Origin of the sequence: Janibacter indicus, assembly GCF_900176385.1 — a bacterium.
Taxonomy (GTDB): Bacteria; Actinomycetota; Actinomycetes; order Actinomycetales; family Dermatophilaceae; genus Janibacter; species Janibacter indicus.
The window spans coordinates 123,054-138,843 of sequence record NZ_FWXN01000002.1; the positions used below are offsets into that span (position 1 = coordinate 123,054).

Below are 15,790 nucleotides of genomic sequence, written 5' to 3' on the forward strand. Positions count from 1 at the left end.
CCCCACCCCGCTGGCTGAGGTGCGAGCGGCCTGCACCCCGCTGGCTGAGGTGCGAGCGCCAGCGAGCCTCGAAGCCCTCACCCCGGGACGTTGTCCTCGATGTCGGCGAGCCAGCGGGTGGCGGCGGCGTCGCTGGGCATCCGCCAGTCGCCTCGCGGTGAGACCGCGCCGCCTGGCAGCACCTTGGGCCCGTTGGGCAGCGCCGACCGCTTGAACTGGTTGTCGAAGAAGCGCTGCACGAAGACGACGAGCCACGTCCGGATCTCGGCGAGGTCGTAGGCGCCGCGGTCCTCCTCGGCGACGGAGCTGGGCCACTCTCCCTTCGCCGCGTCCGACCACGTCTGCTCCGCGAGGAAGGCGATCTTGCTCGGCCGGTCCCCGCGCCGGAGCACGTGGAAGAGCGTGAAGTCCTGCAGCGCGTAGGGGCCGATCTTGTCCTGCGTCGACTGCGGCCGGTCGGCGTCCTTGCTCGGGACGAGCTCGGGGGAGATCTCGGTCGCGAGCACCGAGCGCAGGGTCTCGGAGACCTCCGGCAGCTGGCCGGTGTCGGCGACCCAGTGCACGAGGTGCTGCATGAGCGTCTTGGGCACGCCGGCGTTGACCCCGTAGTGGCTCATCTGGTCGCCGACGCCGTAGGTGCACCAGCCGAGGGCCAGCTCCGACAGGTCGCCGGTGCCCAAGACGATGCCGCCGCGCTGGTTGGCGATGCGGAAGAGATAGTCGGTGCGCAGCCCGGCCTGCACGTTTTCGAAGGTGACGTCGTAGACCTCGTCGGGGTGGTCGGCGTCGGGGTCGAGCCCGTAGGGATGGCCCATGTCGCGCAGCATCTGCGTCGCGGTGGGCCGGATGTCGAGCTCCTCCCACGTGATGCCGAGCGACTCCATCAGGGCGACGGCATTGGTCTTGGTGTGGTCGCTCGTGGCGAAGCCGGGCATCGTGATGCCGATGATGTCGGTGCGCGGACGCTCCAGCCGGTCCATCGCCTTGGCCGCGACGAGCAGCGCGTGGGTCGAGTCGAGCCCGCCGCTCACGCCGATGACGATCTTGGGCTGCCAGTCGGCGCCGCCGATGGCGCGCAGCCGCTGCTCCACCGCGGAGACCTGGATGTTGTAGGCCTCGTAGCAGTCCTGCGCGAGGCGGGCCTCGTCGTCGGGGACGAAGGGGAATCGGTCGAGCGGGCGGAGCAGCCCGAGGTCACCGGTGGGCGCCTCGAGCTCGAGGTGCAGGTCGCGGTAGCCGGTGGTCGGGCCGCCGTCGGCGCGGGCGATGCCCAGGGCCACGCCGTTGTCGTCGAAGCTGCCCTGCCGCATACGCTCCTGGCGCAGCCGGTCGACGTCGACGTCGACGAGCGTCTCGCGGGGACCCGAAGGGAAGCGCTCGGACTCGCCGAGGAGGTCGCCCCCTTCGTAGATCATCGTCTGGCCGTCCCACGACAGGTCGGTGGTGGACTCCCCTTCGCTCGCGGCGGCGTAGAGGTAGGCGGCATTGCAGCGCGCCGAGGCGGAGCGGGCGAGCAGGTGCCGGTCCTCCGCGCGGGCGACGGTGATGGGGGAGGCCGACAGGTTGAGCAGGACGGTCGCGCCTGCCAAGGCGGCCTCGGCGCTCGGTGGCACCGGCACCCACATGTCCTCGCAGACCTCGGCATGGATGACCAGGCCCGGCACGTCGTCGACGTGGACGAGCAGGTCGGTGCCGAAGGGGACGCCGTCGAGCACCGCGGCGTCCTCGCCCTGGGCGAAGGTCGGCCGGAACCACTCGTCGACGATGCCCGCGCCGGCGGCGAAGTGCCGCTTCTCGTAGAACTCGCGGTAGTTGGGCAGGTAGGACTTCGGGGCGATGCCGATGATCTCGCCGCGGTGGATCAGGACGGCGCAGTTGTAGAGGCGATTGCGGTGGCGAAGGGGGGCGCCCACGACGACGAGCGGCAGCAGGTCGGCGGTGCCTCGGGCGAGCTCGACGAGGGCCGCCTCGACCTCGCGCAGCAGCACGTCCTGCAGGAGCAGGTCGTCGATGGCGTAGCCGGTGATGCCGAGCTCGGGGAAGAGCGCGATCGCCGCCCCTTGCCCACCGACGTGGCGGGCCCGCTCGAGGGTCGCCGCGGCATTGGCCTGCGGGTCGCCCATCGTCACCGGCAGCGTGCACGCGGCGACGCGCGCGAAGCCGTGGCGGTAGAGGTTGCGGAAGTCTCGAGGATCGCTGCCCGTCATGGTCGCCAGCCTATGGCCCTGCTCCACCACACCCCCGTTGGTCGAGGTGGCCGAGCGCCAGCGAGGCCCTCGAGACCCTGCGTGGCTCTGGTGTCGAGGCTCCTTCGTCGCACCTCCACCAGCGGGGGAAGGGCCGCGGGCGAAACCCACTGGTCGGGGCGGCTCCCTTCGTCTTGGATGGGGCGATGCAGACGCACTCACTCGCCGAGCGGCCGGACCTCGTCGACGCCTTCTGGTCGATCGCGGGGGACTGGCCGACCTTCATGCTCCAGGACCCGACCTCGGACCGGGCCTACGAGGCGGCGGTCGACGCCTTCCCGCAGCTGCACCTCGTCGTCATGGAGGGTGAGGCGGCGGTCGCGCGGCTGCACGCGGTGCCCTTCGGCCACGGTCTGGCGGACCTGCCGGCGCGGGGCTGGGACGCCGCGATGCAGGAGGCCGAGTGGCTGGCGGCGAAGGGGGAGGCCCCGGACCTGTCGACGGTCAGCCTCATCGAGGCGCGGGTCGCGGTGGACCGGCGGGGCGAGGGCCTGAGCGGTGCACTCCTCGCCGAGGCGCGTCGGCGCTACGCGGCGCTGGGGTGCCGCGACCTCTTCGGCCCGGTGCGCCCGACCCGCAAGTGGCTTGAACCCCGCACCGCCGCAGACGAGTACGCGCGTCGGGTCCGCGAGGACGGGCTGCCGGTCGACCCGTGGCTGCGGGCCCACGTGCGGCTCGGTGGCCGGATCGTTCAGGTGGCGCCGCTGTCGATGACGATCCCCGGGACGCTGGCCCAGTGGCGGGAGTGGACGGGCCTGTCCTTCGACACGGACGGGTCCGTCGAGGTCGAAGGGGGCCTCGCCCCCGTCCACGTCGACCTCGCCAACGACCACGCGGTCTACGTCGAGCCGAATGTCTGGGTGCGCCACGACCTGCGCGCCGCCCCCGCCGGTCCCTGAGGAGGTCGCGCAGCGACCGTCTCGAAGGGAGCTGCCCTGGTGGTTGAGGTGCGAGCGCCAGCGAGCTGCCCCGGTGGTTGAGGTGCGAGGTCGCCCGCGGCCGAGCCTCGAAACCGCCTATCGCCTGAAGGTGAGGAGGGCAACCCCCAGCAGGGCCGACAAGGCGAGCCAGGGGCGAAGCCGTGAGCTCGAACGCGAAAGGCGCCGGTCGTCGTAGGCTGCGGCCTTCGTCTTGCATGCGCGATCGACCGCCGCGCTGTCGAGGATGATGAGGGCCATCGCCCCCAGAGTCAGCCCGAACGCGATGATGACGGCCGGCAGGGCCAGGTCTGCCCACAAGGCGACGACTCCGGCGCCCAGGAGAAGTCCGTAGGCCGCGAGGTCGGCAAAGCCGATCGGGCCGATGATGCCCCGCTCCTGCATGACGGCAGGCCTCACCAGGAAGACCTTGGCCTGTCGGTCGTGGTACCTGGCCTCGTCGGCGATGCCAGCCCGTCGTAAGAGTTCAGCCTGGCGGAGCTGTCCCTCTGCTCGTGCGTTGAGTGTCATCCGTCCGAGCACGCGGGTGCCGGCAGTTCCGACCGTCACGACAGTGGCGGCCACCGTGGCGATGATTTCAACGTTCATGTCACATCCCCTGCGGGTTCGAAGCGCGGCCCGTGCAGCGCTTCGAGTCAACGTATGACCGTCTACCGACAGCGAACTGGCGCGACTCCGCTCGCTGGAGTCCTCAAGCCCCGGGGTGAATCATGTAAAAAATCGGCGCAAATGTTTACATATCCAGAGCAACGTGTCAGGTTATGTGACATGAGGAAATGGCGGGCAGATCGGCCCTTCAACGAGTTGCCGGCACCCCCGCCTGCCGACACCTTGGAGACCAAGGCTGTCCTCAAGGCAGCGATCGGTGCTCGTGAGGCGGTTGCTCGCCTCGACCAGGCAAGCCGAGCCATGCCCAACCCCGGCGTGCTCATCAACACGATCCCGCTCCTCGAGGCACAAGCCAGCTCGGAGATCGAAAACGTCGTCACGACGTCCGACGACCTCTTTCGACACATGGACGATGACGACTCGTCGACGGACCCTGCGGTGCGGGAGACCCTGCGATACCGGACCGCCTTGCACGCCGGGTTTCGGATGGTGCGGGACCGGGGCCTCACCATGGGGACGGCCGAGCGTGTGTGCAGCACCATCCATGCACGGGAGATGAGCGTACGGTCCCTCCCTGGGACGCGCATCGCCAACCCTGCGACCGGAGCGATCGTCTACAGCCCGCCCGAAGGGGCGGACGTCATTCGTGACAAGCTCACCGAGTGGGAGCGCTTCGTCCATGCGGACGACGGTCTCGACCCGCTGGTGCGCATGGCCGCAGCCCATTACCAGTTCGAGGCGATCCACCCCTTCTCGGACGGCAACGGACGTACTGGCCGCATCCTCAACGTCCTCATGCTCGTCGAGGCCGGTCTCCTGCACATGCCGGTCCTCTACCTCTCCCGCTACATCATCCGGACCAAGGACGATTACTACCGCCTCCTGCGGGAGGTCACCAGCGCGGGCAACTGGGAGGAGTGGATCCGCTATGTCTTGGCCGGAGTCGAGCGAACATCCACGGCGACGGTCGCCAAGATCAGCGCGACCCGAGAGCTCCAGGCGGACTTCGCCCGCAGGGCTCGCGCTGTGTCCAAGGGGGGTGCCGACGCGGAGTTCCTCGCGGTCCTCTTCGAGCAGCCTTACTGCCGCATAGCGACCGTGATTGATCGATGCGGCGTGTCCAGACCTACTGCCACCCGCTGGTTGTCCGAGCTGGCTTCCGCTGGACTTCTTGACGACCACAAGGTCGGGCGCGACCGGCTTTTCATCAACCGCGAGTTCCTCACGCTGTTGCTCAGCGAGCAGGGCGAAGGTGGTCGGTGAGTGTTCGCCGCCGAGGTCAGCCGACCTCGGCGACGATGAGCTCCGCGATCGAGCGCATCAGGTCGGGGTGCCCGGTGGCCTCGGGGTCGGTGGTGGACCGTCGGGTCAGTGCGGCGAAGACGATCTGGGTGCCGTCCGGCGCCGAGACCAGTCCCGCGCAGTTCGTCACGCCGTAACTGCCGGAGCCGGTCTTGTCGGCGCTCCACCACCCCTGCGGGAGGCCGGCACGGAAGGTCTTGACGCTCGTCGTGTTCGCCTCGAGCCACCCGCGCAGCGCCCACCGGTCGCTGCCCGTCAGCCCGTCGCCGAGGGTCAGCCGGCGATACGTCGTCGCCAGCGCACGAGGCGTGCTCGTGTCGCGCGGGTCCCCGGGTATGGCGGTGTTGAGCTCGGTCTCCCACCGGTCGAGGCGGGTCACGCGGTCCCCGAGGCGACGCATCTCGCGGGTCAGCCCCCGCGGCCCGCCGATGCGCTCGAGGAGGAGGTTGGCGGCGGCGTTGTCGGAGTAACGGATCGCGGCGTCGCAGAGCTCGCCGACCGTCATGCGGCGGCGCTCACCGGTGATCGGCGAGTAGTCGACGAGATCGCTCGTGGCATAGCGGATGACCCGGTCGAGGTCGATTCCACGCCGCAGGGCGGTGGCCGCAGCCAGCGTCTTGAAGGTCGAGCACATCGCCTCTCGGTCGTCGGCCCGGTGCGCCAGGGTGGCGTCGGTGCCCAGGTTGCGGGCGTAGAGACCGATCCGGCTGTCGAGCTTGTCCTCCAGTGCGGCAACGGGGTCCGAGGTGGCCGATCGCGATGATGACGAAGAGGGCACCGCCCCGGCGATCGTGGGTGCGCCGAGGAGGGAGCCGCCCACCCCGAGGCCGGCCGCGAGCAGTCGCCGGCGTCCCACCCCTCGGTTCGACGGCGTGCGGATGGGGCCGGTGCGCTCGATGATCATGCGACCAGCACATCTGCCCCGGGCGGACCCCGCAACCGGACTAGCCTCGGTCCATGGCCAGCGACCGCAAGACCAAGCCCACCGACACCTCCCCCGACGAGGTGCTCGGCACCGTGGCCGACGAGCGCCGCCGCACGGACGCGCAGGCCGTGCTCGACCTCATGCGCGAGGTCTCCGGGGTCGAGCCGGTCGTGTGGGGGTCCGTCGATGATCGGCTTCGGTGCCCAGCCCTACACGACGGCCGACGGCAAGGAGCGCGAGTGGTTCCGCATCGGTCTCGCCCCGCGCAAGGCAGCGCTGACGCTCTACGGACTGACCTTCCACGGGTCCAACGAGGACCTGCTCGACCGCCTCGGGAAGCACACCACCGGCAAGGGCTGCGTCTACATCAAGCGATTGGAGGACGTCGACGCCGACGTCCTGCGCGAGCTCGTCGAGCGCTCCTGGGCGGGGTCCGGCGAGTGAAGGTCGCCGACCTTGCCTGGCCACGACAGGCCGGGCCACTCTCCCTTCGCCCGCCGACACCGGACGACATCGCGCAGGCACTCACCTGGCGCAACAGCCCCGAGGTCACGCGGTGGCTGCTGCTGACGGCCGTCGACCCGCAGACGTACACGCGCAGCTGGCTCGAGGACGACCCCGACAGCCTCGGCGTGGCCGCACACGTCGACGGTCAGCTCGTGGGGACCGGCTCGCTGTCCATCGGGGACGCCATGGGTCAGGTCCACGCCGGTCAGGACATCTGGAGCTGGGCCCAGGGCAGTCTCGGCTACACCATCGACCCCGCGCACGCCGGTCGCGGCCACGGCACGCACCTGGCGCGCGGCCTGCTGTCGATCGCCTTCGACGAGCTCGGGCTGCACCGGGTGACGGCCGGCTGCTTCGCCGACAACACCCCGTCGTGGCGGGTCATGGAGCGCATCGGCATGCGCAGGGAGCAGCACGGAGTCCGGGACTCGTGGCACGCCGAGCTCGGCTGGGTCGACGGCTACACCTACGGGATCCTGCGCGAGGAGTGGCCCTGAGCCGAAGGGGGCGTCACCGGCGCCGGGCAGAGGCGGCAGCGATCTGTTGCAGCAGGTCGACGGCGAGCTTCGCCGCCTCGTTGGACCGGGCCACGGGCGCGGTGAGCGCGACGATGTCACGCACCGGGTTGGGGTTGGTCAGGCGCAGGCGGCGCACCGACTTGGGGATCGAGCGGCTGGCGAGGTCGGGCAGGACCGTGATGCCCACACCCGCCGCGACGAAGGCCGTGGCCGTGTAGTGGTCCTGCGCCTCGACCGTGTATCGGGGTCGGAACCCCGCTGCGCGGCAGGCGCGGTCGACCATGTCCTGGGTGATGCCGGCGGAGATGTCGTTGCTGATCCACGAGCTGTCGGCGAGCTCGGCCATCTCGACCCGGCGCCGCCCGGCGAGCTTGTGGTCGGCCGGCACGAGCGCGACGAAGTGGTCGGTCATCAGGGGAGTGACGAGGTGGCCGGCACGGACCGAGGTGGTGGGGTCGGCGGGCACGACGTCGATGTCGACGATCGGCGCCTCGCCGCGCGGGTAGCCCTCGGTGAGGACCATCTGCAGGGTCAGCTCGGGCATCTTCGCCTGCAGCCGTTTGGCCAGCTGCGGCATCCACCGATAGCCCGCCGACGCGAAGTACCCGATCGCCAGCGAGCCGGTGCTCCCTTCGCGCAGGTCGTCGACGACGGCGTCGACCCGCTTGAGCTCCGTCATGAGCTGCTCGGACTCCGCCGCGAGCGTGTGAGCCGCCGGTGTGGGCTCGATCCCGCGCCCCTGGCGGGTGAAGAGTGTGAGCCCGGTCTCCTTCTGCAGCGCGGCGATCTGCTGGCTCACCGCCGACGGTGAGTAGCCGAGGTGCCCGGCGGCCGCGTTGACCGAGCCGGAAGCCATGACGGACAAGAAGGTCCGGAGTCGGTGGGCGTCGACCATGACCGGCAGACTACCCGACAATGAAGCAAACCTGCATCAACTGACACAAAACTGCATTGGTCACGGATAGTTGACGCTGACATCATTGTGGACATGGAGAAGCTCTGGATGACCTACATCAACGCCCTTCGTCCCGCCGCCAACCGCCACTGGGGTGCCGGCCCGGACTCCGACCACACCCGCATGGCCGCCGAGCTGGCCGCCATGTCCCAGGACGAGACCCGCACGTCCAAGCAGGACCTCATCGTCTCCGCCGAGTCGGCGCCGCGCTACAACGCGCCCTACGACAACCGGATGAGCGACCGCTTCCACCCGGTCCTCTCCACGCGCTGAGCGCGACCGTCCGGGGGCGAATCCAGCCCGGACGTGACGAAGGCCCCGCACCATGTGGTGCGGGGCCTTCGTCGTGCCCGGACGAGGTACTGACGCCCATGCGTCATGAAGGTTGTGTGTTGAACCGGTAGCCCTGGAAGCCGGCAGCAGTCCAAGGGGCCCGCCGGCTCCCGGGGCTACCGGTTCAATACCGGGCCAGCATGACGAAGGGCGGGACCCCCTCGTCGGGAGTCCCGCCCTGTGCGGTCTCGGGGCCTTCGTCGTGCCCGGACGAGGTCCGGTCAGCGGGTGCCGACGTCGTCGGTGAGCACGACCGCGCGGCCGGCCTCCAGGCGCGCCACCGGGACGCGGAAGGGGGAGCAGCTCACGTAGTCGAGTCCGGCGTCGTTGAAGAAGTGGATCGACTCCGGGTCGCCGCCGTGCTCGCCGCAGACACCGGTCTTGAGGCCGGGCTGGGTCTCGCGGCCCTTGTCGACACCGATCCGCACGAGCTCACCGACACCGAGCGCGTCGAGGGTCTCGAAGGGGGAGATCGTCAGCACGCCGTTTTCCAGGTACTTCGGGAAGAAGGCCGTCTCCACGTCGTCGCGGGAGAAGCCCCACGTCGTCTGGGTCAGGTCGTTGGTGCCGAAGGAGAAGAAGTCGGCGGTCTGGGCGATGCGGTTGGCCGTGAGGGCCGCACGCGGCAGCTCGATCATGCAGCCGATCGGCAGGTCGATCGCCTGGTTGTGGGCCTCGGCGACCTCGGCGATGATCTCCTCCGCCTGGGCGCGGACGATGACGAGCTCACGGTTGGACCCGATGAGCGGGACCATGATCTCCGGCTGCGGGTCCTTGCCCTCCTCGCGCAGGCGCACGACGGCCTCGGCGATCGCGCGGATCTGCAGGCCGAAGAGGCCGGGGATCTTCAGCCCGAGGCGCACGCCGCGCAGGCCGAGCATCGGGTTGGACTCGTGGATTGAGCGCACCGCGTCACGCAGCGCCCGGGCCCGCTCGACCTCGGCACCGCTCTCGCCGCGCTCCTCCGCCAGGGCCACCTCGACGGTGAGGTCGGTGAGGTCCGGCAGGAACTCGTGGAGCGGCGGGTCGATGAGCCGGATCGTCGTCGGCAGCCCGTCCATCGCGGCGAGCAGCTGCGCGAAGTCCTCGACCTGGGCCGGGAGCAGCTCGGCCAGGGCGGCCTCGCGCTCCTCGTCGGTCTCGGCGAGGACGACCCGCTCGATCTGCTGGCGTCGCTCACCGAGGAACTGGTGCTCGGTGCGGCACAGGCCGATGCCCTCGGCGCCGCGGTCGCGCGCCCGCTGGGCGTCCTCGCCCGTGTCGGCGTTGGCCCGCACCTTGAGCCGACGTCGGGCGTCGGCGTGGGTGAGCAGCCGGTCGACGGCCTCGATGAGCTCGGTCGTCTCCTCGCCGTCGGAGATCGCCCGGGCGGCCTCGATGCCCTCGGAGATGTAGGTCATGACGGGCGAGTCGACGACGTGGACGTCGCCGAGGAAGACCTCGCCGGTCTTGCCGTCGATGGCCAGGGTGTCGCCCTCGCGCACGACGTGCTCGCCGACCCGGATTTCCTTGCTCGCCACGTCGACGACGAGGTCCTCGGCGCCGACGACGGCGCACTTGCCCATGCCTCGGGCGACGACGGCCGCGTGCGAGGTCTTGCCGCCGCGCGCGGTGAGGATGCCGGCCGCGGCGATCATGCCGGGCAGGTCCTCGGGGGAGGTCTCGCGACGCACGAGGATCACCGAGCTGCCCTCGGCCTGCTTGGCCTCGGCGCTGGCGTTGTCGAAGGCGACGGCGCCCACGGCCGCGCCCGGCGAGGCACCCATGCCCGTGGCGATGAGGGTGCGCTCGGCCTCGCGGTCGAACTGCGGGAAGAGCAGCTGGCTCAGCTGCTCGCCGGTCACCCGCTCGAGCGCCTCGTCCATGGTGATCAGGGCCTCGTCGACGAGCTGGGTCGCGATGCGGAAGGCGGCGCCGGCGGTGCGCTTGCCGACGCGGGTCTGCAGCATCCACAGCTTGCCGCGCTCGATGGTGAACTCGATGTCGCACAGGTCGCGGTAGTGCGTCTCGAGGCGGCGCATCGCCGCACGCAGCTCCTTGTAGGCGCCCGCGTCGCGCTCCTCGAGGTCGGTGAGCGCGAGCGTGTTGCGGATGCCGGCGACGACGTCCTCGCCCTGGGCATTGGGCAGGTAGTCGCCGTAGACCCCCGAGTGGCCGGAGGAGGGGTCGCGGGTGAAGCACACGCCGGTGCCGGAGGTCTCGCCGAGGTTGCCGAAGACCATCGCCTGCACGTTGACCGCGGTGCCGAGGTCGTCGGCGATGCGCTCGCGGCGGCGGTAGAGCTGGGCGCGCTCGGTGTTCCAGCTGCGGAAGACCGCCTCGATCGCCATGTCGACCTGGCGACGCGGGGTCTGCGGGAAGGGGTTGCCCGTCTCGTCGAGCACGATCTGCTTGAACTCGGCGACGATCGCCTTGAGGTGGTCGGCGGTCAGGTCGACGTCTGCCTGGACCCCGGCCTCCTCCTTGTGCGCGTCGAGCACGTCGGAGAAGCGCTCGGAGTCGATGTCGAGCACCGTCTTGCCGAACATCTGGATCAGGCGCCGGTAGGAGTCCCACGCGAAGCGCTCGTCGCCGGCGAAGGAGGCCAGCGAGTGCACGGTGTCGTCGTTGAGCCCGACGTTGAGCACCGTCTCCATCATGCCGGGCATGGAGAACTTCGCCCCGGAACGCACGGAGAGCAACAGCGGCTCCTCGGAGTCGCCGAGGGTGCGGCCGATGAGGTCCTCGACGTCACGCAGGCGCTGGGTCACCTCGACGCGCACCTCCGGGGGCACCCGCCCCTCGGTGAGGTAGGCGCGGCAGGCCTCGGTGGTGATCGTGAAGCCCGGCGGGACGGGCAGGCCCAGCTTGACCATCTCGGCGAGGTTGGCCCCCTTGCCGCCGAGCAGATCCTTCTGGTCGCGATCGCCCTCGCTGAACATGTGGACGTACTGAATCACCGGGTGCCTCCCAAATGCGTGCGCGGAACCCGCCCACTATGGCAGGCGTCACGCGGATCTCCACGTCCGGTTCCGCGTGTCCGGACGGGCGGGGACGAAGGGGGGAGTCCGCTCAGTCGTCGTCGCGGCCGAGCGCCTCGAGCGCGTCTCCGTCGAGCCGGTAGGTCAGCCACTCGTCCTGCGGCGTCGCGTCGAGCGAGTCGTAGAAGGCGATCGACGGTGCATTCCACCGCAGCACGGACCACTCCAGCCGCTTGTACCCGCGCTCGCGGCACTCCTGCGCGAGGGTCTCGAGCAGCGCCTTGCCCAGGCCCGACCCGCGGTGCCGCGGCTCGACGTAGAGGTCCTCGAGGTGGATGCCGTGCCGGCCGGTCCAGGTGGAGAAGGTGAGGAACCACAGCGCCATCCCGACGACCTGGCGGTCCCTCCCCTTCGAGGCTCCTGCGTCGCGCCTCAGGACATCGCCTTCGCCCGCCTCGGCGACGTGGCACCAGGCCATCGGCGTCGCGCCCTTGCCCGTGGGGAAGAGCGCGGCGCGGAAGTCGTCCTCCGTGGCGACGGCCGCGTCCGGCTCCTTCTCGTACGTCGCCAGGTCCTTGACCAGACGGATCAGGTCGGGCAGGTCCTCCGGCGTGGCCGGGCGGATGTCGGGGTGCGTCATGGGGCGATTGTGTCAGTCGAGCGTCGTGCGCCCACGGTGGATCCGCAGCGAGACGAAGAGGACGACCAGGCCCGCCGCGGACAGGCCGGCGCCGACGAGCGAGGGCGCCTGCCACCCCCATCCAGCGGCGAGGACGAGGCCACCGAGCCAGGCGCCGAGGGCGTTGGCGACGTTGAGGGCGGCGTGATTGCCGGCGGCGCCGAGGGTGCGGGCGCGTCCGGCGACCTCCATGAGCCGCAGCTGGAGGGCGAGGACGAAGGCCGAGACGGAGATGCACACGAGGAGCAGGACGACGCCGGCCGGGATCGCCCAGTTGGCGGCCCAGGCGAAGAGGGCGAGGCTGGCCCCGGTCGCGATCGTCGACCCGACGAGCGTGCGCAGCACCGACCGGTCGACGAGCCGCCCGGCGATCATCGTGCCGAGCAGGCCACCGACGCCGTAGATGAAGAGGTAGATCGGCACCGCGTCGGCGGGCAGACCGGTCTGGTTGCGCAGGATCGGCGAGATGTAGGAGTACATCGCAAAGACGCCGCCGAAGCCCACCGACCCGATGAGCAGCGTGAGCCAGACCTGCGAGTCGGCGAAGGCGGACAGCTCGCTGCGCACGTCGGCCTCTGTGTCGGCGGGCTGGTGCGGGACGACGATGCTGACCAGGGCGGCGGTGAGGACACCGATCGCGGCGACGAGCCAGTACGCGGAGCGCCAGCCGGCCTGCTGGCCCAGCCAGGTCGCGAGTGGGACGCCGGCGACGTTGGCGATGGGGATGCCGAGCATGATCCGGCTGACCGCCCAGCCGCCCCGCCCCGGCGCGACGATGTCGAAGGCGACGATCGAGGCGATGCCGAAGAAGGCGCCGTGCGGGATGCCGGCGACGAGCCGGGCGAGCATGAGCAGCGGGTAGCTCGTGGCGACCGCGCTCAGGGCGTTGCCCACGGCGAAGAGGACCATGAGCGCGACGAGCAGCTCACGGCGGGGGAGTCGGTTGCCGAAGATCGCGATCGTCGGTGCGCCGACGACGACGCCGAGCGCGTACGCCGAGATCGTGTGCCCGGCCTGTGGGATCGTGGTCCCGATGCCCCCGGCGATCTCCGGGAGCAGTCCCATCGTCACGAACTCGGTGACGCCGATGCCGACGCCCCCGAGCACCAGGGCGGCGAGGGCTGTCCCCACCCGACCATCGGTGGACGATCGTGCAACCGTGGGGGGCGAAGGGGGATTCACCGATCCATTCTCTCCCACCGTTTGACCTCTCAACGACATTGCCTCTACATTTGTAGATGACTGTTCTACGGAAGTAGAAGACTCGATCAGGAGATCACTCGCATGGCACTTCGCCTCTACCGCCTCGGCCGCTGGTGCGCCACCCACGCCAAGAGCGTGCTCGCGGCCTGGCTCGTCGTCCTCGTGCTGGCCGGATCCGGCGCCGCCGCCTTCGGTCGCCCCCTGACCAACGAGGTGTCGGTGCCCGGGAGCGAGTTCGAGGAGGTGCTGGACAACCTGCAGACAGAGATCCCCGACGCAGCAGGCGGCTTCGGCACGGTGGTGCTCCACACCGAGGACGGCGCATTCACCTCCGAGCAGCGCAAGGCGATCGACAAGGTCTACGGCGAGTGGGAGGACCAGCCGAGCGTCAAGCGGGTCATCAACCCCTTCGACAACCAGCGGACCCTCGACGACTCGCGCATCGACCTGACGGACGCGAAGAAGGACCTCGACAAGGGCCAGAAGGACCTCGACCAGGCCTGGGTCAAGATCTCCAAGGCCCAGGGCCAGCTCGACTACGGCAACGCGTGGATCGACTACTTCGAGAAGAACGACCCTGACAGCCCGCACCTCGCCGAGATCCGCCAGCAGGTCAAGGACGGCGAGAAGAAGATGGCCAAGGCCAAGAAGGACTACGCCAAGGGGGAGCGCAAGCTCAAGACCGGCCGGACCCAGTACGACGCCGGCACGATCGTCGCCCACGGGGCCGCGGACACACGATTTGTCACCGATGACGGCTACGCGCTGACCCAGATCCAGTTCGACACCAACACCAACTCCGTCGACCCCGAGGTCAAGGAGGCGATCGTCGAGATCGGGAAGCAGCTCGACGACGTCGGGATCCAGACGCAGTACAGCGTCGAGATCACCCAGGAGAACACCCTCGTCGGCCCCGGTGAGGTCGTCGGCCTGGTCATCGCTGCCATCGTGCTCACCCTCGCCCTCGGCTCGCTCATCGCTGCCGGACTGCCGATCTCCGGTGCCCTCCTCGGCGTCGGCGTCGGCCTCGCCGGGGCCATGACCGCGACGCACTTCTTCGACATGCACGCGATGACCCCGGCGCTCGCGCTCATGCTCGGCCTCGCCGTCGGCATCGACTACGCGCTCTTCATCGTCAACCGGCACCGCATCCAGCTGCTCGACGGGCGCGAGATGACCGACTCCATCGCGCACGCCGTCGGCACCGCGGGCAGCGCCGTCGTCGTCGCCGGCACGACCGTCTCCATCGCGCTCACCGCACTCGTCATCACCCCCGTGCCGCTCCTCGGCCAGATGGGACTCGTCGCCGCCGCGACCGTCGTCGTCGCCGTGTGCGTCGCCCTGACGCTCACCCCGGCCCTGCTCCACGTCGTCGGCCGCCGGGTCATCTCGAAGCGCGCGTGGGCCAAGCATGCCGCCCGGCCCGACACCGACCAGGTCTTCGGGTCGCGCTACGTCGACGGCGTGACGAAGCGCCCCGCGCTCGTCGTGCTCGCTGTCATCGCCCTGTGCGGGATCATCGCGGTGCCGGCGCTCTCCCTTCGCCTCGGGCTGCCGGACGGGTCGAGTGAGCCGCTCGAGTCCACCGCCCACCAGACCTACGTCGAGGTCGAGGACAACTTCGGCGCCGGGGCCAACGGTCCGATCATCGCCGTCGCAACCCTCGACGAGCCGGCGAAGGACACGGACGCGGTCCTCGTCGAGCAGAGCCACCTCGTCAAGGAGCTGCGCAGCGTCGACGGCGTCAAGGCGGTCATCCCCTTCGGGGTCAGTGACGACCGGACCACGCTCGCCTTCCAGGTCGTCACCGTAGGCGGCCCGGCGGACAAGGAGACGAGCGACACCGTCCGCCTCCTCAAGGCGAGCGCCGGACCGATCGGCACGGCGACGCACTCCGAGATCGGCCTCACCGGCCAGACCGTCGCCAACATCGAGATCTCCGAGCAGCTCGCCGCCGCGCTTCCTCCCTACCTGGCGATCGTCATCGGGCTCTCGCTCGTCCTGCTCACCATCGTCTTCCGCAGCATCCTCGTGCCGCTCGTCGCGACCGCCGGCTTCCTGCTGTCCGTCGCCGCGTCCTTCGGTGCCGCCGTCGCGGTCTACCAGTGGGGCTGGCTCGGCTCGATCCTCGGTGTCGACACCCCCGGGCCGATGCTCAGCTTCATGCCGATCATGCTCATCGGCGTCCTCTTCGGCCTGGCGATGGACTACCAGATGTTCCTCGTGTCCGGGATGAAGGAGGCGCACGCCCACGGTGCCGACGCCCGCTCTGCGGTGCGGCACGGCTTCACCCACGGCGCCAAGGTCGTGCTCGCCGCGGCCCTGATCATGGCGGCGGTCTTCGCGGGCTTCATCTTCGCCCACCTGACGATGATCCGGCCGATCGGCTTTGCGCTCGCCGTCGGAGTCCTCGTCGACGCGCTCCTCGTGCGGATGACCCTCACTCCTGCGGTGATGCACCTGCTCGGTGAGGGCGCCTGGTGGATGCCCCGCTGGCTCGACCGGATCCTGCCGGACCTCGACGTCGAGGGCACCGCCCTGGAGCAGGGTCCGGTGACGAAGGGGGAGACCTCGGCCACAGCGGAGCCCGTCAGCGGCTCATAGGGTCGGGTCGC

The 15,790-nt window shown here is 70.2% G+C and carries 13 protein-coding genes; 6 read left to right on the forward strand and 7 right to left on the reverse strand.

The genetic code is table 11. The features are described 5' to 3' along the window. Positions 1-77: 77 nt before the first annotated feature. Positions 78-2,207: an NAD(+) synthase gene (locus B9B60_RS02425; protein ID WP_084449703.1), complete on the reverse strand. Its 2,130-nt coding sequence runs from the start codon at positions 2,205-2,207 to the stop codon at positions 78-80. A 185-nt stretch (positions 2,208-2,392) separates the two neighbouring features. Here B9B60_RS02425 and B9B60_RS02430 point away from each other — a divergent pair, with 185 nt between their 5' ends. After that, positions 2,393-3,145, forward strand: a complete 753-nt coding sequence (locus B9B60_RS02430) for a hypothetical protein (RefSeq protein ID WP_084449704.1) — start codon at positions 2,393-2,395, stop codon at positions 3,143-3,145. Positions 3,146-3,262: 117 nt separating this feature from the next. Here B9B60_RS02430 and B9B60_RS02435 read toward each other — a convergent pair whose 3' ends face one another. After that, positions 3,263-3,772, reverse strand: a complete 510-nt coding sequence (locus B9B60_RS02435; protein ID WP_084449705.1) for a hypothetical protein — start codon at positions 3,770-3,772, stop codon at positions 3,263-3,265. Between the two features lie 180 nt (positions 3,773-3,952). Between B9B60_RS02435 and B9B60_RS02440 the strand changes: the two genes are divergently transcribed. Beyond that, positions 3,953-5,056 (forward strand): Fic family protein, encoded by a 1,104-nt coding sequence (locus tag B9B60_RS02440; RefSeq protein ID WP_084449706.1) that lies wholly within the window; start codon positions 3,953-3,955, stop codon positions 5,054-5,056. Between the two features lie 16 nt (positions 5,057-5,072). Here the strand turns inward: B9B60_RS02440 and bla are convergent, their stop codons facing one another. Then, entirely contained in the window at positions 5,073-5,999 is a 927-nt protein-coding gene (bla, locus tag B9B60_RS02445; protein ID WP_084449707.1) for a class A beta-lactamase, read from the reverse strand. A gap of 207 nt (positions 6,000-6,206) precedes the next feature. Here bla and B9B60_RS17425 point away from each other — a divergent pair, with 207 nt between their 5' ends. Together B9B60_RS17425 and B9B60_RS02455 are read left to right on the forward strand one after the other, a co-directional pair. Beyond that, entirely contained in the window at positions 6,207-6,464 is a 258-nt protein-coding gene (locus B9B60_RS17425; RefSeq protein ID WP_234993705.1) for a DUF1801 domain-containing protein, read from the forward strand. Beyond that, complete coding sequence (locus B9B60_RS02455) at positions 6,461-7,024, forward strand: GNAT family N-acetyltransferase (protein WP_084449708.1); 564 nt, start codon at positions 6,461-6,463, stop codon at positions 7,022-7,024. Before B9B60_RS17425 ends, B9B60_RS02455 begins: the two co-directional genes overlap by 4 nt. Before the next feature lie 13 nt (positions 7,025-7,037). Here B9B60_RS02455 and B9B60_RS02460 read toward each other — a convergent pair whose 3' ends face one another. Further along, on the reverse strand, positions 7,038-7,940 hold the full coding sequence (locus B9B60_RS02460) for a LysR family transcriptional regulator (protein ID WP_084449709.1): 903 nt from the start codon (positions 7,938-7,940) through the stop codon (positions 7,038-7,040). A 93-nt stretch (positions 7,941-8,033) separates the two neighbouring features. Between B9B60_RS02460 and B9B60_RS02465 the strand changes: the two genes are divergently transcribed. Continuing rightward, a complete protein-coding gene (locus tag B9B60_RS02465) occupies positions 8,034-8,273 on the forward strand; it encodes a hypothetical protein (protein WP_084449710.1) in 240 nt (79 codons plus the stop codon). A gap of 281 nt (positions 8,274-8,554) precedes the next feature. Here B9B60_RS02465 and ppdK read toward each other — a convergent pair whose 3' ends face one another. The 3 genes from ppdK to B9B60_RS02480 all read right to left on the reverse strand — a co-directional run bounded on the left by ppdK (position 8,555) and on the right by B9B60_RS02480 (position 13,103). After that, entirely contained in the window at positions 8,555-11,272 is a 2,718-nt protein-coding gene (gene ppdK / locus B9B60_RS02470) for a pyruvate, phosphate dikinase (protein ID WP_084449711.1), read from the reverse strand. 112 nt (positions 11,273-11,384) lie between these two features. Continuing rightward, a complete protein-coding gene (locus B9B60_RS02475) occupies positions 11,385-11,933 on the reverse strand; it encodes a GNAT family N-acetyltransferase (protein ID WP_084449712.1) in 549 nt (182 codons plus the stop codon). Positions 11,934-11,945: 12 nt separating this feature from the next. Then, the gene (locus B9B60_RS02480) at positions 11,946-13,103 is read right to left on the reverse strand and encodes an MFS transporter (protein WP_084449713.1); all 1,158 of its coding nucleotides are present in this window, start codon (positions 13,101-13,103) and stop codon (positions 11,946-11,948) included. A gap of 153 nt (positions 13,104-13,256) precedes the next feature. Here B9B60_RS02480 and B9B60_RS02485 point away from each other — a divergent pair, with 153 nt between their 5' ends. After that, positions 13,257-15,779 (forward strand): MMPL family transporter, encoded by a 2,523-nt coding sequence (locus B9B60_RS02485; protein WP_084449714.1) that lies wholly within the window; start codon positions 13,257-13,259, stop codon positions 15,777-15,779. The last annotated feature ends 11 nt before the right edge of the window (positions 15,780-15,790 follow it).